Origin of the sequence: Parvibaculum sp. (genome assembly GCF_019635935.1) — a bacterium.
Taxonomy (GTDB): domain Bacteria; phylum Pseudomonadota; class Alphaproteobacteria; order Parvibaculales; family Parvibaculaceae; genus Parvibaculum.
Map to the genome: position 1 here is coordinate 3,353,880 of NZ_JAHBYN010000001.1, position 19,627 is coordinate 3,373,506.

General features: G+C 60.1%; 16 protein-coding genes. 12 read left to right on the plus strand and 4 right to left on the minus strand.

The genetic code is table 11. The annotated features are described in order from the left end of the window. Positions 1-4 precede the first annotated feature (4 nt). From KF719_RS16455 to KF719_RS16465, 3 genes are all read left to right on the plus strand, one after another. Entirely contained in the window at positions 5-955 is a 951-nt protein-coding gene (locus KF719_RS16455) for a hypothetical protein (protein WP_293510206.1), read from the plus strand. A gap of 64 nt (positions 956-1,019) precedes the next feature. Further along, positions 1,020-2,780, plus strand: coding sequence for a DUF1302 family protein (locus tag KF719_RS16460; RefSeq protein WP_293510208.1), 1,761 nt, complete (start codon positions 1,020-1,022; stop codon positions 2,778-2,780). A gap of 142 nt (positions 2,781-2,922) precedes the next feature. Continuing rightward, on the plus strand, positions 2,923-4,299 hold the full coding sequence (locus KF719_RS16465) for a DUF1329 domain-containing protein (protein ID WP_293510210.1): 1,377 nt from the start codon (positions 2,923-2,925) through the stop codon (positions 4,297-4,299). A 6-nt stretch (positions 4,300-4,305) separates the two neighbouring features. On the opposite strand, the gene KF719_RS16470 is transcribed toward KF719_RS16465, so the two are convergent. Continuing rightward, positions 4,306-5,436: a PQQ-dependent sugar dehydrogenase gene (locus KF719_RS16470; RefSeq protein WP_293510212.1), complete on the minus strand. Its 1,131-nt coding sequence runs from the start codon at positions 5,434-5,436 to the stop codon at positions 4,306-4,308. Positions 5,437-5,506: 70 nt separating this feature from the next. Here KF719_RS16470 and KF719_RS16475 point away from each other — a divergent pair, with 70 nt between their 5' ends. Then, a complete protein-coding gene (locus tag KF719_RS16475; protein ID WP_293510214.1) occupies positions 5,507-5,953 on the plus strand; it encodes a hypothetical protein in 447 nt (148 codons plus the stop codon). Between the two features lie 6 nt (positions 5,954-5,959). Here KF719_RS16475 and KF719_RS16480 read toward each other — a convergent pair whose 3' ends face one another. Further along, positions 5,960-6,610: a response regulator transcription factor gene (locus KF719_RS16480; RefSeq protein ID WP_293510216.1), complete on the minus strand. Its 651-nt coding sequence runs from the start codon at positions 6,608-6,610 to the stop codon at positions 5,960-5,962. Between the two features lie 293 nt (positions 6,611-6,903). Between KF719_RS16480 and KF719_RS16485 the strand changes: the two genes are divergently transcribed. The 4 genes from KF719_RS16485 to KF719_RS16500 all read left to right on the plus strand — a co-directional run bounded on the left by KF719_RS16485 (position 6,904) and on the right by KF719_RS16500 (position 11,924). After that, on the plus strand, positions 6,904-7,416 hold the full coding sequence (locus KF719_RS16485) for a TRAP transporter small permease subunit (protein WP_293510218.1): 513 nt from the start codon (positions 6,904-6,906) through the stop codon (positions 7,414-7,416). Beyond that, positions 7,413-8,735 (plus strand): TRAP transporter large permease subunit, encoded by a 1,323-nt coding sequence (locus KF719_RS16490; RefSeq protein WP_293510220.1) that lies wholly within the window; start codon positions 7,413-7,415, stop codon positions 8,733-8,735. The genes KF719_RS16485 and KF719_RS16490 overlap by 4 nt, the downstream gene beginning before the upstream one ends. A gap of 156 nt (positions 8,736-8,891) precedes the next feature. After that, positions 8,892-9,956 carry a TRAP transporter substrate-binding protein gene (locus tag KF719_RS16495; protein ID WP_293510222.1) on the plus strand — a complete coding sequence of 355 codons (1,065 nt, stop codon included), beginning with the start codon at positions 8,892-8,894 and terminating at the stop codon, positions 9,954-9,956. 165 nt (positions 9,957-10,121) lie between these two features. Next, entirely contained in the window at positions 10,122-11,924 is a 1,803-nt protein-coding gene (locus tag KF719_RS16500; protein ID WP_293510224.1) for an NAD(P)/FAD-dependent oxidoreductase, read from the plus strand. Positions 11,925-11,928: 4 nt separating this feature from the next. Here KF719_RS16500 and KF719_RS16505 read toward each other — a convergent pair whose 3' ends face one another. Then, complete coding sequence (locus tag KF719_RS16505) at positions 11,929-12,921, minus strand: aldo/keto reductase (protein WP_293510226.1); 993 nt, start codon at positions 12,919-12,921, stop codon at positions 11,929-11,931. A gap of 206 nt (positions 12,922-13,127) precedes the next feature. Here KF719_RS16505 and KF719_RS16510 point away from each other — a divergent pair, with 206 nt between their 5' ends. Further along, positions 13,128-14,132 carry an SDR family NAD(P)-dependent oxidoreductase gene (locus KF719_RS16510; protein ID WP_293510228.1) on the plus strand — a complete coding sequence of 335 codons (1,005 nt, stop codon included), beginning with the start codon at positions 13,128-13,130 and terminating at the stop codon, positions 14,130-14,132. A gap of 257 nt (positions 14,133-14,389) precedes the next feature. Beyond that, complete coding sequence (locus tag KF719_RS16515; RefSeq protein ID WP_293510230.1) at positions 14,390-14,746, plus strand: hypothetical protein; 357 nt, start codon at positions 14,390-14,392, stop codon at positions 14,744-14,746. 47 nt (positions 14,747-14,793) lie between these two features. Here KF719_RS16515 and KF719_RS16520 read toward each other — a convergent pair whose 3' ends face one another. Continuing rightward, complete coding sequence (locus KF719_RS16520; RefSeq protein WP_293510232.1) at positions 14,794-15,843, minus strand: IS1595 family transposase; 1,050 nt, start codon at positions 15,841-15,843, stop codon at positions 14,794-14,796. Between the two features lie 134 nt (positions 15,844-15,977). Between KF719_RS16520 and KF719_RS16525 the strand changes: the two genes are divergently transcribed. After that, the gene (locus tag KF719_RS16525; protein ID WP_293510234.1) at positions 15,978-16,361 is read left to right on the plus strand and encodes a hypothetical protein; all 384 of its coding nucleotides are present in this window, start codon (positions 15,978-15,980) and stop codon (positions 16,359-16,361) included. Positions 16,362-16,453: 92 nt separating this feature from the next. Further along, positions 16,454-19,336 carry a class I SAM-dependent DNA methyltransferase gene (locus tag KF719_RS16530; protein ID WP_293510236.1) on the plus strand — a complete coding sequence of 961 codons (2,883 nt, stop codon included), beginning with the start codon at positions 16,454-16,456 and terminating at the stop codon, positions 19,334-19,336. Positions 19,337-19,627 lie beyond the last annotated feature (291 nt).

Below are 19,627 nucleotides of genomic sequence, written 5' to 3' on the forward strand. Positions count from 1 at the left end.
AAGCATGTTGAAAAGAAAACTCTTCGCGGTTCTCGCTTTCGTTCTGGCGCCGGGCATCGTTGCCGCGGCGGCGGCAGCGGACGCCGATCCGGCGATCCGTCATCAGGGCACGTCGCATGATGCGTTGTTCGACATCGCATTCGACGGCGCGCGCGGGATCGCCGTCGGCAATCGCGGCGTGGTGCTGGAGAGCGATGACGGCGGAAAGACATGGACGCATGGTCCCCGGCCGAACACGGAGCTTGCGCTGCTCGGTGTTGCCTCGAACGGCGACCGCAGGTTTGCCGTCGGACAGTCCGGACAGATATTTCGCGCCACGTCGCGCGCATGGACCGCGATCGAGAGCGGTACGGATGAGCGTCTCTTTGCCGTCGCCGTCGGCAGCAAGGGGATGGTTGTCGTCGTCGGTGCCTTCGGAACGATCCTCGTCTCGCAGAACGATGGCGAAAGCTGGTCGCCGGTCGTTCTCGACTGGATGGCCATACTCGGCGACTACCTCGAGCCGCATTTCTATGCGGTGCATATCGACGGCGACACCGTGACCATCGGCGGCGAATTCGGACTTGTCATCCGCTCGCGCGACCGCGGGACGACATGGACCGTCGCGCACAAGGGCGAAGCCTCGATTTTCGACTTCTCATTCAACGGCCGGGGCAAGGGTCTTGCCATCGGTCAAAACGGCCTTGTTGTCCGCACCGAAGACGGCGGCGCGAGCTGGCGCAGCGTGGCGCCGCTGGGAGAAACCAATCTGCTCGGCGTGTGGTTCAACGGCGAGCGTGCTTTGACGGTCGGCATTCGCGGCGCCTTTGCAAGCCGCGACGGCGGGCGTTCATGGACGGCGGTGACGACAGGCGACGTCGAAATCGCCTGGTATCAGGCGATTGCGTCGCCGGCGGGGCGCGATACGCCTCTCGCAGTCGGCCATAGCGGCCGGATTCTGGAGATAAAGGAATAGGCCGTCTGACGGCTTGAGGATTTTGGCTCCGACGGGGTTCGGATTATCCAAGGGAGGGGAGAAGATGTCACGTAAACCTATCTCGGTCGCCGGGCGGCTTCTGGCTGGCACGGCACTCGCACTCGGGGCGATCTCGTTCGCCCAGGAAGCAAGCGCGGTCGATTTCAATATTCAGGGCTTCATCCGGCAGGAGCCGGCGATCAAGCTGACGGACAAGGAAAATCCGTTCAATCAGCGGGGCAACATCTACAATTTTCGTCCGACAGTCCAAGATTCGACCTTGCTTGGCGGCGCCGTGACGGTAACGAACCGCCCCATCGCACGCGCGGACAACGACTTCAATCTGATGGCGACGCGTCTGGAAGTCGACTTTCAGGCGAACTTCAATCAGAACTGGACCGGATTTGCGCGTATGCGCGGCTACTTTCAGCCGGACATTTTCGACAACTACGGCGATCCCGAGTTCTTTGCCACGCCGTTCTGGGGCGGCGACCGCGGAACGCTGTTCGAGGTCAACGGCAAGAACTACATGATAGATATGCCGGCGCTCTATGCCGACTATTCCGATGGTCCGCTCTGGATCCGTTTCGGCAATCAGCAGATCGCTTGGGGTGAGTCGCTGTTCTTCCGTGTTCTCGATGTACCGAACGGCCTCGATCTGCGCCGTCACCTGCTGCTCGATCTGGTTGCCGAGGAGTTTGCCGACGAGCGCGTCTCGTCGCCGGGCGTGCGCGGCTCGTACCGCGTTTCGAACGATCTCGAAATCGAGGCGTTCACGCAATTGTTCAATCCATCGATTCTCGCAAACCCGGACACGCCGTACAACGTGATCCCCTCGCAGTTCACGATCCATCAGGAAGAGGGGTTCAAGGACGCGCGGGGTGCGATGAATGTCGGTACACGCGTGCAGGCGCAATTCGGCGACGTCGCCATTCAGGCGATTGCGGTCAACCGCCGCAATCCGGACGGCGTGTTCCACTGGACGGCATCGAACGATCCGATCCTCGGTGGCACACCCTTCTCCATGAGCAATACGGGCGTCTACTCCGCTGCCGAGTGGTTCACCTACGCCGGCATGGCACGGCTCAATGGCCTCACCGGCTTCAACACGGCGGTCCGCGAGTTCCAGCCAACGACCGGTTTTCTCGGTGCAGTCGAACTGCCGACCCAGCCATTGGTCGCGGCGGAACTCGATATGTTCTTCCAGGGCCTCGGGCCGCTGCGCGGACACATCGCGCGCATCTACCCGCGTGAAAGCATCTTCGGTCTCGGCGCCAACTATATCGTGAAGGCCGGTCCGGATTCGTTCTTCGATCAGCTGGTGATCCGCAGCGAGTTGACCTACACGCCGGACAAGAAGTTCACCAGCCCCGATCTGAGCCGGTCGCTGATCGAGGAAGACGAATATGTCGCCTCGCTGGTCTTCGAGAAGTACCACCGCTTCACGCAGGAATTTCCGGCAACCTTCATGGTGCTCCAATATCTGCACAAGTCGGAGAGCGATCTGTTCGGCCGTCACTTGAGCGGCATGGGCGCGACGGGCGACAGGACAACAGGCCTGCCGACCGGCAACAGCTCCTTCAATGCCGTTGCCTTTGCGCTTCAGCAACCCTTCCCGAACCTGATCTGGCGGGCCGACTTCTCGGTCCTCTATGACGTCAAGGGCGGTGCGCTGATCCAGCCGGGCCTCAAGTGGAAGCCGAACGAGGCGTGGACGGCGGAAGTCTTTGCCAACATCGCCCTGAGCGACGGCGGCAACGACGACATTATCAGCACGATCGACTGGGCCGACGAACTGGCATTCCGCATTACCTACCAGTTCTAAGGCCGGTCAATCGAAGGCTCCGCCCGGGGCGTCGGCGCAGGATAGCAGGCCTTTTCAGGATGAGGCGCTGTGTCCCCCCAAAAGCGTACCGGCGATCCGGGCGGATGCCGTTTCCGTGTGAATACGCACGGTGGAGAAGCGGATGCATTTGCGGCGCTACACGCATGACTATTCCCGCCGCCTGTTTATCGAGCGGCTGGCGGCGGGCGTCGTCAGCCTCGGCGTGACAGCGCCGCTCTGGCCGGTTCTGGCCGCGACCGGTGACGCCTCGCGCGCCTATCCCGATGAACTCTTGTCCATCGACGCCTACACGAAGGGCGCCATCTCGACCGGCGGCCGGATAGACGCCGGCAACGTCGATCTGGTCAAGGAACTGCTCGACCCGATCCGCTACCGCCAGATCAAGGAGATGGGGCGTATCCTCGACGTCGTTGCGCCGACGACGGAGTTGATGGAGCTGAGCCCCTGGGAGTATCTGGAAGCGACCCTGCGCAACAGCGGCAGGGCGCGCTTCGACGTGCGCGGCAACGTGGTGACGGAGGAGGGCGAGCCGTGGATCGGCGGAAATCCGTTTCCGAACCCAAAAAGCGCCATCGAGATTTTCGCCGGCCTGACACTGAGTTGGGGCCGTCACGACATATCAGTTTACGCGACCAAGGAGTTTGACCTCGCGCCGAACGGCGTGGTCGACTATCGCTATGAGAGCGTCTGGGCCGAGCTTGCGCCGGTTGGCCGGGTCGCCGTCGAGCCGATGCCGTATTGGCCCGAGTTCAAGGACAAGCTGCGCTTCCAGTCGGTGGCCTTCACATTTCCAAACGAAGAGAAGGGCACTTCGTTCCTGAACATCTGGCCCTACGACCAGAATGAGTTTCCCGAGCTCTACGGCTATCTGCCGGCTTTCAAGCGCATCCGGCGTTTCCCCACCAACCAGCGCTTCGAACCGTTGATTGCGGGTTCCACGCTTTATCTCTCGGATGCCTGGGCGGCTGGCGATCCGCTGCTGACATGGGGCAACTACCGTCTTGTGCATCAGGGACCGGCGCTGGTGGCGCTCTCGGGTGGTTGGGAGGCCGGCCACCCGAATTGGGAGCACACGACCCATGGCGGGCCGCACGGCGACAGCTTCTGGGATACGAAGGTCCAGCTTGTGCCGGAGGCGCTGGTTGTCGAGGCCGAACCGGTCATGTTCCCTCGGGCGCCGGTCGGCAAGAAGCAGGTCTGGTTCGACGCGCGAACGCTGCTGCCGTTTGTCATGGTGTCTTACGACCGCAAGGGCGAAGTCTTCAGATCGTTCGACGGTGCATTCTCGCAATACAGGCAGGGCGACGCCGTTGTGATGGACGGAAAGCATCCATACTGGTCATGGACGCATGTTCACGCGCACAACATCCAGACCAACCGCATCACGCGTCTCGAACAGGTGCGTCAGATCAGGGGCGGTCACACGATGATGGTCAACGACCAGTCGGCCTACGATCGCTACCTGACCACCCATGCGCTCCGCCGCCTTGGAATGTAGCGGCTGCTATTCGGCCGGTTCCACACGCAACAGGCTGCCGTTTTCCTTGTCCGTCAAGAGATAGAGATAGCCGTCGGGGCCGGTCCGCACCTCGCGAATGCGCTGGCCGAGTTCGCCGAACAATTCTTCCTGCCCGGCGACTTCGCCATCGACGAGATGAACCCGGCGGACATGCTGCCCTGCCAGCGCACCGGCAAAAAGATCGCCCTGCCACTGCGGAAACTTGTCGCCGCGATATATCGTGAAGCCCGCCGGTGCGATCGACGGCGTCCAGTGCAGCAGCGGCTGCTCCATCCCCTCATATTCGACAAAGGGTGAAACGCGCGCACCGGAATAATCGATGCCGTGCGTGATGACCGGCCAGCCGTAATTTTTGCCAGGTTCGACGATGTTGATTTCATCGCCGCCTTGCGCGCCATGTTCGTGCGCATAGACGCGGCCGGACACATCGTCCCGAAGAATGCCCTGCACGTTGCGGTGCCCGTAGCTCCATATCTGCGGCAGCGCGCCCTCACGGCCGACGAACGGATTGTCCGCCGGAACGCTGCCGTCGTCGTTGATGCGCAAGATCTTGCCGAGATGGTTGTCGAGCGTCTGGGCGTGCTCGCGATAGTCGAAACCGTCGCCGGTCGTCACCAGCAACGTGCCGTCGGGCAGGAAGAGCAGCCTGCCGCCATAATGGACGGGCGTATCCTTCAGCGGTTCGACTTCGAAAATCACCTCAAGATCGTGCAGCGACGCGCCGTCGAACCGCGCCCGCGCGACGCGCAGCGCATTGGCGTCCGCTGTGCCATGTGCATAAGAGAGATAAAGAAGACTGTTGGTTGCGAATTCGGGATGAAGGATGGCCTCGAAGAGGCCGCCCTGGCTGCGAAAGAACACGGGCGGCACGCCGGCCACGGGATCGGACGACAGCACGCCGTCCTTGATCGATCTGATTTGCCCGCTCAATTCGACAATGAGCATCGATCCATCGGGCAGAAATGTCATGCTCCATGGATGATCGAGGCTCTCGGCCACCGGCACGATGCGGTAGTCAGCGTTTTCCGGAGCTTCATCCTGCGCGAGGGCCGCCCCGAGGGACGCCGCGGAAAGAGAGATCGTCAGCGCAAGGCCGATCAGTTTTCGTTTGCTCATTTGCCCGATTCCCGTCCCCTGTGCTTTCATTCTGTGCAATCCTAGCGTGAGATCGGGGCAGAAAGAAATCATGGGGACGAAAATGTGGGTCTTGAGGGTGGTGCTGGCCTTTGTTCTGGCGGTCGTCGTCGCCACGGTGCTAGGCGCGGTCGCGCATACGCAGTTCGTTCTGGCGCGCTTGTCCGGCCTCGGTGTCGATATATCTTTCGGCGAGAGGATGTCGACGACGCTGCACGACATCGTCGGCATGGCACCGCTTTTCGGCGCAATCGTCGGTTCGGGATTCGTCGTCGCAATGGCCGCCGCTGCGTTGGTCTACCGGCTGGCCGGCATCCAGCGTACCCTGATCTACACGGTCGCGGGCGCAGTCTCGCTTGGCGTGACGCTGCTGGTGATGAATTCGGTTTTCGAGATCACAGCCATCGCCGGTGCGCGCTCGACGCTCGGCTTCCTCGCCCAGATGGTTGCCGGCGCAATCGGCGGTCTGACCTTTGCCAAGGCCTTGCCGGCTCGTTGACGCCCCTCAGGTGGCGCCCGCATTGTCGACAAAACCGAGTTTGACGCAGATCATCGCCGCGCGCGTCCGGTTCTGAACGCCCAGCGCGCGGAAAATCGCGCCGAGATGAACCTTCACCGTGCCCTCCATCAGTTTGAGCGCCAGCGCGATTTCCTTGTTGGAATATCCCTTGCCCACAAGAACCAGCACATCGAGCTGGCGCGGCGTCAGGGCGGCAACCACGCTTTCGCGCGTATGTTCGGCGCGCCCCATCGTGTTGATCGCCTCGATGACTTCCTGCGGAAAATGAATGCCGCCGTTGAACACCGATTCGAGGATCTGGGCGATGCGCGCCCGCGACGTCCCTTTCGGCACATATCCCGAAGCGCCCGCCCTCAGCGTATCGAGGATTGTCTCCCGGTCCTCGCGGCCGGAAATAACCACCAGCGGCGTACTCGGCAGCCGCGCGCGCAGCGTCGAAATACCGTTGAAACCGTCGATGCCCGGCATGCCGAAATCCACAAGCGCGAGATCGATGTCCGATTGACCGTCAATCAGTGCCAACGCTTCGCCGAAGTTTGTGGCCTCGAATATCCCGCTGCCGGGAAACGTATCCTCGACGATCAGCCGGAGGCCGTCGCGGAACAGCACGTGGTCGTCGGCGATCAGAATTTTCATGCAAGCCCTGAAATAGAGTGCCGTCCCACCCCTGAGCCGTCACCTTGGGATTCCACCCCGGAATCGTCGAATGATCACTTGCGGACCGGCTGTCCGTCAAGAATTGACCTATAACAAAAGATATATGCCTTCCGAGGGGCAACGACGGGGCCGGGTCTGAAAAGACGGCCGCTGCTTCGTCGCCGCGCGTCTCCTGAAAATCTTGCCTCTTTGCGCTAACCCGTGCAGCCTGTGACATGGCTATGCCGCAAGGCCGTGCCGGATGGGGCGTCGCGTCGGTTTGGGGTATCGCATTGCCTGGAGCGGTAAAAGCCTATGTCAGGTATGTCGAAGCGGTAAACCGGGTGGTCGGGCGCCTGGCGATGTACCTGATCTTCGTAATGATCGGCATCCTGCTCTATTCCTCCTTTTCACGGACCTTTTACAACGTGCCCATCGTCTGGGTGATGGAGATGGGCCAGTTCCTGCTGGCCGCCTACTATCTGCTGGGCGGCGCCTATGCCATGCAGATCGACGGTCATGTCCGGATGGACCTCCTCTATGGCCGGTTGTCGCCGCGCAAGAAGGCCTTCACCGACACCATCACGGCCTTCTTCCTGATCTTCTACCTGGTGGTTCTGCTGATGGGAGGCATATCGAGCACCGATTATGCGCTCACCTACGACCAGAAAAACTACACCGCATGGGGCCCGCCTTTGGCGCCCATCAAGATCATCATGACATTCGGCATCTTTCTGATGCTGCTGCAGGCCGTCGCGATCTTCTTCCGGGACCTTGCGCGCGTTCGCGGTGAGGAACTCGAATGAGCTACGAGTTGATCACGCTGCTGATGTTCTCGTCGCTGATGCTGTTGCTGCTGACCGGCCAGCGTGTCTTCGGTGCGATCGGATTCGTTGCCGCTGCTGCTGCACTTCTGCTCTGGGGCGACGGCGCCTCCGAAATGCCGTTCAACGCCAGCTTCATCGTCCTCAACTGGTACCCGCTGCTCACGCTGCCGCTTTTTATCTTCATGGGCTACATGCTGTCGGAATCCGGCATCGCCAACGACCTCTACAAGGCATTTCATGTCTGGATGGGTCCGCTCAGCGGCGGCCTCGCCATCGGGACCATCGGTTTGATGGTCGTGATCTCGGCGATGAACGGCCTCAGCGTCGCCGGCATGGCAATCGGCGCCAGCATCGCCTTGCCGGAATTGCTGCGTCGTGGCTACGACAAGGTCATGGTGACCGGCGTCATCCAGGCCGGCAGTTCGCTCGGCATCCTGATCCCGCCCAGCGTCGTCCTCGTGCTCTATGCGATGATCGCGCGCCAGCCGGTGTTGCAACTCTGGCTCGCCGGCGTCGTGCCCGGACTGATCATGGCGACGTTCTTCGCGCTCTACATCTACATCCGCTGCCGCCGCAACCCGGCGCTCGCGCCCACCTTGCCGCCCGAGGACCTCGATGTCGGTCTGAAGGAAAAGCTTCTGCTGTTGCGCGCCGGCATCGCGCCGCTGGCGATATTTTTCGCGATGATGGGTCTCTTCCTGATGGGTGTGACGAGTCTCGTCGAAAGCGCGGCGGTCGGCGCGGCGGCGGCGACCCTCACCGCGCTCGTCAAGCGCCGTCTCACCGGGCATGTGCTCGACGAAACGATGCGCAAGACGCTCAGCATCACCTGCATGTTCATGTGGATCATTCTCGCGGCCCTGTGTTTCGGCGCCGTCTATGACGGGCTCGGCGCCAAGCGCGCCATCTCGGCGTTGTTTCTCGAGACATGGGATCTCACCCCGTGGGAAATCCTCATTATGATGATGGTTTCCTTCATCATTCTCGGCATGTTCCTCGACGACACCGCGATGCTGGTCATCGTCGCGCCGCTCTATGTGCCGCTGGTCATCAGTCTCGGGTTCAATCCGATCTGGTTCGGCGTGCTTTACGTGATGACTTGCCAGGTGGCCTACATCACCCCGCCTTTTGGCTATAATCTTTTTTTGATGAGGGCGATGGCGCCCCCGGAGATAACGCTTGTCGACATCTACCGGTCAATCGTACCGTTTGTATTCATTATGCTGATCACAATCGGTATCGTGATGACATTTCCTCAGCTGGCCCTTTGGCTGCCTGATTTGTACGCAGGAAGATGAGTGGGACGATCGGCGCCGGATTTGAGCGGTCATCCGGAGCCTGAAAAAAGGGGATCGAAGTTAAGACCGCGGACGGACTTCTTCATTCGAGCGGATTGGCGCCCGGTGTCCATGGGGCGCAACCCGGAACATTCCAGTGGATAGGGACCAATCGAGATGAACGACCGCAAACTGAACAAACGCGACTTTCTGAAAAAGGCCGGCGTGGCATCGGTTGCCGCTGTCGGCGCAACAACACTGGCCGCGCCTTACGTGAAGGCGCAGAGCCCGATCAAATGGCGCATGCAAACCTATGCCGGCGCCTCGCTTGCCGAACACGTCATCAAACCGTCGATCGACGAGTTCAACAAGGCCGCCAACGGCGAGATGGAAATCGAACTCTTCTATGCCGACCAGTTGGTGCCGCAGGGCGAACTTTTCCGCGCCGTACAGCGCGGCACCATCGACGCCGCGCAGAGCGATGACGACAGCATGGCCTCGCCCGTGGACGTTTCGGTCTTCGGCGCCTACTTCCCCTTCGCCTCGCGCTACGGCCTCGACGTGCCGGTGCTGTGGGAATGGTACGGTCTGCGCGAGCTCTGGGAAGAAGCCTATGCCGAAGTGCCGGGCGTCACCTGGCTCAGCGCCGGTGCATGGGATCCGTGCAACTTCGTCACCAACAAGCCGATCCGTTCGCTCGAAGATCTGAAGGGCCTTCGCGTCTTCACCTTCCCGACGGGCGGCACCTTCCTGCAGCGCTTCGGCGTCGTGCCGGTGACGCTGCCATGGGAAGACATCGAAGTGGCGATCCAGACCGGCGAGCTCGACGGTGTCGCCTGGTGCGGCGCGACCGAGACCTACACGGTGGGCTGGGCCGACATCACGAAGTACTATCTCACCAACAACATCTCCGGTGCCTGGGCGGGCTCCTATATCGCCAACACCGACAAGTGGAACGCGCTGCCCGAGCATCTGAAGACGCTCTTCAAGCTCTCCATGGACAGCTCCCATTATTATCGTCAGCACTGGTACTGGTGGGGCGAGGCGCATTACCGCACGACCGGCGGCAAGCTAGAACTGACAACTATTCCCGAAGCGGAATGGAAGACGGTCGAGGACGAGGCGCTGAAATTCTGGGATGAGATCGCCCAGAAGAGCCCGCGCAACGCCAAGATCGTGCAGATCCTGAAAAACTACGCCGACACGATGCGCAAGGCCGGCGCACCCTACCGCTACGGCTAGACGGCTGCGTCGTCGCGAAACGGGTCGGGCTCCGCCGAAAGGCGGGGCCCGATCGCTATCTGACGTCGCGAAACCCGCGTGAATCCCGAACCCTTTGACACGTAGTAAATTAATTTTATCATTTGACCAAAGAAATCGCGACACGCATGGGATGGAGCAGGCCGAATGGCTGACACAGCAGACAACGCCGAACTGGGATTCGATCCCGCGGCCCTCAAGAAAAAATATCGCGCCGAGCGCGACAAGCGTCTGCGCGCCGACGCCAACGAACAATATGTCGAGATCAAGGGCAAGTTCGCGCACTACCTCGAAGACCCCTATGTCGAGCCGGGCTTCGCGCGCGATCCGCTGACCGATGAAGTCGATGTCGTGATCGTCGGCGGCGGCTTCGGCGGTCTGCTCGCCGGCGCACGGTTGCGCGAGGCGGGCGTCGAAAGCATCCGCATGATCGAGAAGGGCGGTGACTTCGGCGGCACCTGGTACTGGAATCGCTATCCGGGCGCGGCCTGCGATATCGAATCCTACATATATCTGCCGCTGCTCGAAGAGATCGGCTACATCCCGGTCGAAAAATATTCGAAGGCGGCTGAAATCCTCGAACACAGCCGCGCCATCGGCCGTCACTTCAAGCTTTATGACGATGCGCTCTTCCAGACCGAAGTGCAGGAAATGCGATGGGATGAAGAGGCCGCGCGCTGGATCGTCCACACCAATCGGGGCGACGCCATCCGCGCGCGTTTCGTGGTGACGGCGAGCGGCCCGCTCCACCGGCCAAAGCTGCCCGGCATCCCCGGCATCGAAAGCTTCAAGGGACATTCCTTCCATACGAGCCGCTGGGACTATGAATATACCGGCGGCGACTGCAATAGCGGTCTCGACGGCCTGAAGGACAAACGCGTCGGCATCATCGGCACCGGCGCGACGGCGGTGCAGTGCGTGCCGCATCTCGGCGCATGGGCGAAGGAGCTCTACGTCTTCCAGCGCACGCCTTCATCCATCGACGTGCGCAACAACCGGCCGACCGATCCCGAATGGGCGAAGAGCCTGCCGGCGGGCTGGCAGCAGCACCGCATGGACAATTTCAATACGCTGGTCTCCGGCGGCTATCAGGAGGAAGACCTCGTCAATGACGGCTGGACCGACATCATCGGCAACTTGCTGATGATGGCGCGCAAGAACACCGGCGACCGCTCGCCGGTCGAAATGGCCGAGATGGTTCAGCTCGCCGACTTCCAGAAAATGGAATCGATCCGCAAGCGCGTCGAAACCGTCGTCGCCGACCCCGCCAAGGCCGAAGCGTTGAAGCCCTGGTACAATCAGTTCTGCAAGCGCCCGTGTTTCCATGACGAATATCTCGACACGTTCAACCGTCCGAATGTGCATCTGATCGACACGCAGGGCCGCGGCGTCGAACGCATCGGCGAGCACTCGATCGTCGCCAACGGCCGGGAGTTCGAAGTCGACTGCCTGATCTACGCGACGGGCTTCGAAGTCGGCACCAGCTACACGCGCCGCGCCGGCTTCGAGATCTACGGCCGCGACGGCCTCTCCCTCACGCAGAAGTGGCAGGACGGAATCTCGACGCTGCACGGCATGCACACGCGCGGCTTCCCCAATTGTTTCATCGTCTCGAATTCGCAGTCGGGCTTCACCGCCAATTTCCCGCACATGCTCAACGAGCAGTCGAAGCATCTCGCCTACATCGTCAAGGAATGCATCGACCGTCAGGCGCGCGTTGTCGAAGTCGCGGAAGAAGCCGAAAAGGAATGGGTGGACGCCGTCATCAAGGCGTCGGTCTTCAATCGCCGCTTCCTCGAGGAATGCACGCCCGGCTACTACAACAACGAAGGCAAGCCCTCCGACCTCGCCATCCGCAACGGCTTCTATGGCGGCGGCTCCATCGCCTTCATCCAGATACTGGAAGACTGGCGCGCCAAGGGCGGCCTGCCGGGGCTGGAGTTGCAGTAAAGGGTCAGGCGGCCCAGTCTTCGGTGTCGACCGTCGCCTGCATGGCCTCGGGATAGCGCGCCCCGGCGACGGTGCGTTCGTTCACCGTCGCCTCGATCTGCGCCATCGTCTCCGTCGAGAGGCGAACATGCAGCGCGCCGGCATTCTCGGTCATGTGATCGGGGTTCGACGTGCCGGGGATCGGCACGACGTTGGGATCCTTCTGCAGCAGCCAGGCGAGGCAGAGTTGCGCCCGCGTGCAACCGGCGTCGTGCGCGATGGCGCTGAAGGCGTCGAGTAGTTTCAGATTGGCGGCCAGCGCCTCGCCATTGAATCGCGGCATCGCCTTGCGGAAATCGCCCTTGCCGAATTTCTCGGGCTCGCTCGCACCGCCGGCCAGAAAGCCGCGCGCCACCGGGCTGAAGGCGACGAACGTCACGCCAAGTTCGCGGCAGGCGTCGAGCACCGCGATTTCCGGATTGCGCGTCCACGGCGAGTATTCGGTCTGTAGCGCGGCGATCGGATGCACCGCATGTGCCTTGCGCAGCGTTGTGGCGCCAACTTCCGACAACCCGATGCTGCGGATTTTTCCGACCGCCACGAGATCGGCCAGCGCCCCGACGCTCTCCTCGATCGGCACACGCTTGTCCCAGCGATGCAGATAGTAAAGGTCGATGACCTCGACGCCGAGCCGCGCCAGGCTTTCGTCGCATGTTTGTTTCAGACGTTCGGGCGAGCCGTTGAGATCGCGCTCCTCGCCGCGCGTCATGCCGCATTTGGATGCGAGCACGATCCGGTCGCGATACGGCTTGAGCACGCGCCCGACCAGCCGCTCATTATGGCCGAGCCCGTAAACCGCGGCCGTATCGAAAAACGTGTAGCCGGCCTCCACCGCGCCCGTCAGCACGCGCTCGGCCTGCGCTTCGGGCGGCGGCGGGCCATAGGCATGCGAAAGGCTCATGCAGCCGAGCCCGATGGCCGAAACGTCGAAGGGGCCGATTTTCCGTGTCTCGGGCATGGAGCATCTCCGCTGATGGCTGTCCGGTTTGTGGAGCAGGGCGATAGAAGAACACAAGTATCGTCTGCATTTGTTTCGCATCGCAAGCCGGCTGGCGAGGTGCCGATCCTGGTCGTGTTCGACGACCGATCTGCTACAGTCCTGCATATGCGATGCGTGACCGGCCGGTCTCGTGTCTTTACGACACAGAAATATTGGAGCCTCTCATGCCGAAAAAACTGGAAATCAGCCGCCGTCACCTGATGATGGGCGCCGGAATCGCGGCGACCGCTTTTGCGGCCGGCGGCGTTCATGTGCGCGCTGATGAAAATTCAGCCGCACCGGATCTCACCGGCAAGTCGATCCTCATCACCGGGTGTTCGTCGGGTTTTGGCCGTCTCGGCGCCGAGCATTACGCGCGGCTGGGCGCAAAAGTGTTTGCAACGATGCGCAACCTGCCGCGCCCCGAGGCCGATGAATTGATGGCGCTCGCCGCGAGCGACGATCTCGACATCACGGTGATCGAAATCGACGTGACCTCGGACGCGCAGGTCGAGGCAGGCGTTGCCGAAGCGCTCGCGGCGGCGGGCGGCGCGATCGACGTGCTGGTCAACAATGCCGGCATCGCCCTTTCCGGGCCGATCGAAGTCCAGGACATCGAAGCCACGCGGTTGATCTTCGACACCAATGTGTTCGGCCCGCAGCGGATGATCCGTGCGGTCCTCCCGGCCATGCGCGCCGCCGGCGCCGGACAGGTCTTCAATGTCACCTCCCAGCTTGGCCGCCTCATCGTTCCGGGCCTCGCACAATATTCGCCGACCAAGTTCGCGCTCGAGGCGCTCAGCGAGCAGCTCGCCTATGAGACGGTCACGCAGGGTATCGAAGTGACGATCGTCCAGCCCGGCGGCTACCCGACGAAGATCTGGGAAAACTCGGTTGCCCTCGCGGCCGCGCTCAAGGCCCGCACGCCGGAGGAATTGCTCGCCGCCTATCCCCAGATGACCGCGTCCATGGGCGTCGCGAGCGGCGGCGGCGACACGGACCCGATGGATGTTCCGCGCGCGATCGCCGAAATCATCGCGATGCCGGTCGGCGAACGCCCCTTGCGGCGCCCGGTACACCCGGTCGCGCGCCCGCAGGAACCCATCAACGAAGTATCGGCGCAGCAACAACTGGCAATGCTCGGCGGCTCGCCCTATGGCCCTTTGGTCAAGGCGGTGCTGACACGCTAGGCCGGCCATTCCCGAAAGAGCGGTCGTGCCAGACTGAAGCGGGCGGAATCCGCCGGGTGCGTTTGGTGTGTAAGGCCGGTTGCGCTGGCTGGGGGACTAGGACCCCCGCGACTCTCTTTTTCCTTAGAGATAACAGCAACTTACCGGGCGACGGGTATCCAAGTAGCACACATTGGTGACGCATCCTAGATTTACCGATGTTGCGAGGACCTTTAGGATTGCTGCCACTAAACACTGTCGGCAAAGAGGTTCGACAAATGCTGGAATTTTTTGAAAGAGCTTATTACCACGAATTTGAAAGAAAAGATAAAATAGTAAACGGAACAAATCTACCTATTACTGTAATTGCAGCTCTTTATGGCGGTCTTTTCTATATAGCCGACAATTTTATATCAGAACTTGAATCGGTTGGACTTATTGAGGTTCTTTTTCTTTGTTCTTTTGTCCTAAGTGTATTGCTTATCGTTTTTAGTTCATACTATTTTGCGCACGTAATACACAGTGTATATTACGAATACCTAGATGAACCGAAGTCTTTAAAAGATTATCACGATGAATTGGTAAGGTTTTACGAGAAAAGCGGCAAAGGTGAGAACTCGACATGGCACCTATGAACCAAACGCAGGTGATGCGGCTCTGATGAGATGAGCGGGCGCTACATCTAGTGGGTCTTTGGGGCCGGTTTTCCGGGCGGGCTGGAGGGTTCGGTGACGCTTCCGGACTTCGTCCGGCGCAGCTCGCGGCCATGGCCGCGCGAGAGCAAAATCCGCATAAGGACGATGGAAGGGACGGCAACAAGCTCCCGTCGTTTGCCGCTGCCCTTGGGAATTGGGCGATGGTCCCAGTGGAACTGGAGCTCGGTGAGGTAGCGCCGCAGATGCTCGTTGCTCCAGACATGCCACACGCCCATCTTGGCGCGGCGGAGAAAGAGGTTGAATGCCTCGGCCGTGTTCACATGGGCGTCGCCGCGCACATATTCCTTCTGGCTGTGACTGACGGAGGCGTGCGCCGCCTGGTCCTTGCCGGCGGCAATCAGTGCCCTGTCGCCGTCGGTCATCAGGCGAGCTTCCGGCGCCACCATCTCGCGCACCAGAGGTCCGACGGTCGAAGCGCTGCCATCCGCCATTTCTGCCGTTCGCACGCGCCCGCCGCGCTCGACGGCAACCAGAATCCGCGTCTTGCCGCTGCCGCGGCCGGGAGCGTTGTAGATGAATTTGGCGGTTTTCTCGCCGTATTTTGCCCGGTTTCTGCGAGACGCCTTGCCGCCGTCGGCAATATCGTCGGCCTCGACAATTCCGGAGAGCTTCGCATCGCCAGCGGCCGGGTTCATCAGGAGCCGGATGGCATGACCGATTTTCCAGGCGCTGCGCTGCGTGATGCCGAGGTGCCGCGCCAGCGCCGGCGAACTCATGCCCTTGCTCGACGAGACGATGAGAAAGGCCGCCTGAATCCATGTTGCGATTGGCAGCTTAGTTCCATGGAGCGGTGTTCCGGCTGTGGCGCTGAACTGCCTGCCGCAGCCGCGGCACTCGTAGAGGCCGGCGCGTCTCGCCGTCAGCGCCCAGTGCTCGCCGGAGCCGCAGAAGGGGCATAGGCGGCCCTCCGGCCAGCGCAGCCACTCGAAGAGCCGCTGCGCCTCCTCCTCGGTGCGCATGTGCCGCTGCAGGTCCGTCAGCGAACGGATGCTTATGGGGTCGAACCGCCTCGTCATGCCGTCAAGACTAACCCCGGATGCCTCTACAAGATATTGATTTGCTGGGAGCCGGGACGGAAAGACCCCGATGAAACGCCTAATCCATTGATTGGAAAGAGCTTATCCGGATGGCACCTGCGTTTGGTTCATAGGTGCGCTCGACATATCTGGCAAAGAAAGACTTTGAAGAATACGCAAAGGATAACTACACAAAATGCGCAACAGTCAATTACAATAGAAATATTGAGAAGTCATATCTCAAACATAAAGGGCAAGTTTATTTATTTTATTCAATGCCATTTGTTTTTCTCTGTGCCCTCCTTCTGTTGTTGGGCAAGTTCAACGACAAGGAATTTTTCGGAATCGACAATGTTGAGCGTGAGGCAACCATGGAGCAGGAGATGACAGACGACGACAAGAAGCCTACAGAGCAGGAGACCAAACCGGCGACGCTGGAAAAGCCGGTCGGGCCGCCAACGCGCCAAATCAAAGAAGGTTTCGACCCGCGGAAAGTAAAAAATAGCGATGATGACTAGCGTCTGACCGCCAAGATGGACGGGCACCAGAACTTTGGTGTCCGTCCAATTGTGGTCGCGACTTTAACGGCGGCAAGGCACTGGGGCGGGGAATGACACCGGAAGAATTTGTTGCGAAATGGAAGGCCAGCACGCTCACAGAGCGCGCGGCGTCCCAGAGCCAGTTTCTAGACCTTTGTAAGGTGTTAGGAGAGCCTTCCCCCTCCGAGATGGACCCTTCCGGCGCGACCTATGCCTTTGAGAAGGGGGCCAGCAAGGCGACGGGCGCAAGCGGCTGGGCCGACGTATGGAAGCAAGGCTTCTTCGCTTGGGAATACAAGGGCAAGGGAAAAGACCTTGATGCTGCCTTTGCGCAACTCCAGCAATACTCTGGTGCGCTCGGCAATCCTCCTCTCCTCGTGGTCTCCGATATGTCACGTTTCCGCGTCACGACGGCGTGGACGAACACAGTTTCCAAGACCTACGAGCTGACGCTTGACGACCTGCTTGACCCGGCAAAACGTCAAGTTCTCAAATGGGTTTTGTCCGACCCAGAAAAACTCAAGCCCGGACAAACCCGCCAGGCGTTGACTGAAGACGCCGCCCAGAAGTTCGCTGTTCTTGCCCGCAGGTTGCGGGAACGAGGCTATGACCCACACCGCGTGGCGCACTTCGTCAACCGGCTTGTCTTTTGTATGTTCGCGGAGGATGCGGACCTGCTGCCGAATAAAATGTTCCAGCGGATGGTGGAGGCATCAATTCCCGACCCCGGCCGATTTGAGTCGATGGCACGGAAGCTATTCGACGCGATGAAGTCCGGTGGACTTGTCGGGTTCGAGTCCGTTCAGTGGTTTAACGGTGGGCTCTTTGACGACGACGATGCGCTGCCGCTCGACAAGGAAGATTTGAAGCAGGTGCTCGCGGCTTCAGAACTGGTTTGGACAGAAATCGACCCGTCAATTTTGGGCACATTGTTTGAGCGTGGCCTTGACCCTGATAAACGCAGCCAACTCGGCGCGCACTACACCGACCGGGATAAAATTCTCCACATCATCGAGCCTGTTGTTGTGCGCCCCCTTCTCGCCGAGTGGGCCGCTGTGCGCCCCGAAATTGAGGAGATACTTATCAAGGCCGACGAGGCAGCGCGAAAAGCAGCTACGACGCGCGCGGGCGCTAAGGCTGCTGTCTTCACCCGGCAACGGAATAACTTGAAGGCAACTGCGGAATCGAAATTCCGCACTTTTCTGGAGCGGCTTCGCGCTTTCCGCGTCCTTGACCCTGCTTGTGGTTCGGGAAATTTCCTTTATTTGTCCCTGCTCGCCCTCAAGGATATTGAGCATCGTGTGAGCGTGGAAGGCGAAGCGCTTGGGCTCGACCGTCAGTTTCCAGAGATTGGCCCTGAATGCGTCCTTGGAATCGAAATAAATCCTTACGCTGCCGAGCTTGCGCGCGTCAGCGTTTGGATTGGCGAAATTCAGTGGATGAAACGCAATGGTTTTGGCGTTCGCACAAATCCAATTCTGACGAACCTCGACACGATTCAGAATCGAGACGCAATTCTAAATCCGGATGGCTCCGAGGTTGATTGGCCTACTGCCGACGTTGTCGTCGGAAACCCTCCGTTCCTAGGCGGAAAGCTTCTCCGTTCATTGCTCGGCGACAGCTATGTCGAACAGTTGTTTAGAGCCTATGAAGGACGAGTTCCCGCCGAAGCTGATTTGGTTTGCTACTGGTTTACCAAAGCGTTTGAACAATTGTTCGCGGGACGTTTGTCACGCGCGGGCCTAGTGGCCACCAACTCCATTCGTGGTGGTGCCAACAGACGTATTTTAGATTCTATTGCGCGGGAAGGCATCATATTCGATGCGTCGGCGGACGAGCCTTGGGTCGTCGATGGCGCATCCGTCAGAGTGTCGCTTGTCGCTTTCGCGAAATCCGCTGGCGGGTTGCCGGTTCATCTCAATGGAAAACCCGTGTTGCGTGTGAACGCGGATTTGACAGCCTCGGCTGCGGACCTAACAGCGGCTGTCAAACTGCCGGAGAACGCAGGTGTGGCGTTTATGGGCGATACTAAGGGCGGCGCGTTTGACGTATCCGGAGAGCAAGCCCGTCAGTGGCTCGTATTGCCGGTGAATCCGAACGGTCGGCCCAATTCCGATGTGCTGAAGCCATGGATTAATGGGATGGACCTCACACGTAGGCCAGCGGACAAGTGGATAATCGATTTTGGCTGGTCGATGGACGAGGCGTCTGCGGCGCTCTATGAGGCACCATTCGGATATGCTTTAGCGGCTGTAAAGCCCGAGCGAGAGAAGAACCGGCGCGACCTTTACCGCCTGAACTGGTGGCGGCACGTTGAGCCACGTCCGGGAATGTGGCAAGCCTTGTCGGGGGTAACTCGCTACATCGCGACCGCACGCGTTTCCAAGTTCCGACTGTTTTCATGGTGCCACAGTAAGGTTGTTCCGGACTCGGCGGCAATTGTTGTGGCGCGCGATGACGATACGACATTCGGCATCCTTCATAGCCGTTTTCATGAGATATGGGCGCTTCGTCTCGGGAGTAGCCTCGAAGACCGCCCCAGATATACACCGAGCACAACATTTGAAACCTTTCCTTTTCCCGATGAACTGACTCCAAATTTGCCCTCATCGTCCTTTGCCAAGAATCCCCGCGCGCTTGCAATTGCTGCGGCGGCAAAAACTCTCGATGAGTTGCGTCGTAATTGGCTCAACCCTCCAGACCTCGTTGATGTCGTATCGGAAGTTGTGCCCGGCTATCCAGAGCGCGTATTGCCGAAAAACGACAATGCGGAAAAAGTTCTCAGGAATCGCACACTGACAAATCTCTATAACGAACGACCAACATGGCTCGACAACGCACACCGGGACCTAGATGCCGCCGTCGCGTCTGCCTATGGTTGGCCTGTCGATATTTCGGATGACGATGCGCTGGTGGCGCTTTTGGCGTTGAATCAGGAACGGGTGCTGGTCTGACAATCAGCGCTCGTTGTCGTCCTCAATGTGAAACTTTCTGACGTTCAAACAAATAGATTCCGAGGTAGACGGACGGACGCTTCCCCTTAGGGGGAGCGTCCGTCCGTCTACCTCCAAAGCCCCTCCGAGTTCCTTGGTGCCTAGCGTTGATACATCTTCAACGCCTTCCTGTGATGCTATCCGCCAGCAATGTCGCGGCTGTCGTGACAACCGACCACTCGGATAGATGTGCTGTGTGTGGAAACCTTTTCCTAACCAGTTTTGGAAAAAGCGCCCTTCATTCTCACCCAA

Excerpts from the sequence above, each read along its gene's own strand:
- KF719_RS16460 (WP_293510208.1), top strand. The coding sequence starts at position 1,020 with ATGTCACGTAAACCTATCTCGGTCGCCGGGCGGCTTCTGGCTGGCACG.
- KF719_RS16505 (WP_293510226.1), bottom strand. The coding sequence starts at position 12,921 with ATGCCCGAGACACGGAAAATCGGCCCCTTCGACGTTTCGGCCATCGGG.
- KF719_RS16530 (WP_293510236.1), top strand. The coding sequence starts at position 16,454 with ATGACACCGGAAGAATTTGTTGCGAAATGGAAGGCCAGCACGCTCACA.
- KF719_RS16495 (WP_293510222.1), top strand. The coding sequence starts at position 8,892 with ATGAACGACCGCAAACTGAACAAACGCGACTTTCTGAAAAAGGCCGGC.
- KF719_RS16465 (WP_293510210.1), top strand. The coding sequence starts at position 2,923 with ATGCATTTGCGGCGCTACACGCATGACTATTCCCGCCGCCTGTTTATC.
- KF719_RS16520 (WP_293510232.1), bottom strand. The coding sequence starts at position 15,843 with ATGACGAGGCGGTTCGACCCCATAAGCATCCGTTCGCTGACGGACCTG.
- KF719_RS16500 (WP_293510224.1), top strand. The coding sequence starts at position 10,122 with ATGGCTGACACAGCAGACAACGCCGAACTGGGATTCGATCCCGCGGCC.
- KF719_RS16510 (WP_293510228.1), top strand. The coding sequence starts at position 13,128 with ATGCCGAAAAAACTGGAAATCAGCCGCCGTCACCTGATGATGGGCGCC.
- KF719_RS16490 (WP_293510220.1), top strand. The coding sequence starts at position 7,413 with ATGAGCTACGAGTTGATCACGCTGCTGATGTTCTCGTCGCTGATGCTG.
- KF719_RS16480 (WP_293510216.1), bottom strand. The coding sequence starts at position 6,610 with ATGAAAATTCTGATCGCCGACGACCACGTGCTGTTCCGCGACGGCCTC.
- KF719_RS16515 (WP_293510230.1), top strand. The coding sequence starts at position 14,390 with ATGCTGGAATTTTTTGAAAGAGCTTATTACCACGAATTTGAAAGAAAA.
- KF719_RS16470 (WP_293510212.1), bottom strand. The coding sequence starts at position 5,436 with ATGAGCAAACGAAAACTGATCGGCCTTGCGCTGACGATCTCTCTTTCC.
- KF719_RS16455 (WP_293510206.1), top strand. The coding sequence starts at position 5 with ATGTTGAAAAGAAAACTCTTCGCGGTTCTCGCTTTCGTTCTGGCGCCG.
- KF719_RS16475 (WP_293510214.1), top strand. The coding sequence starts at position 5,507 with ATGGGGACGAAAATGTGGGTCTTGAGGGTGGTGCTGGCCTTTGTTCTG.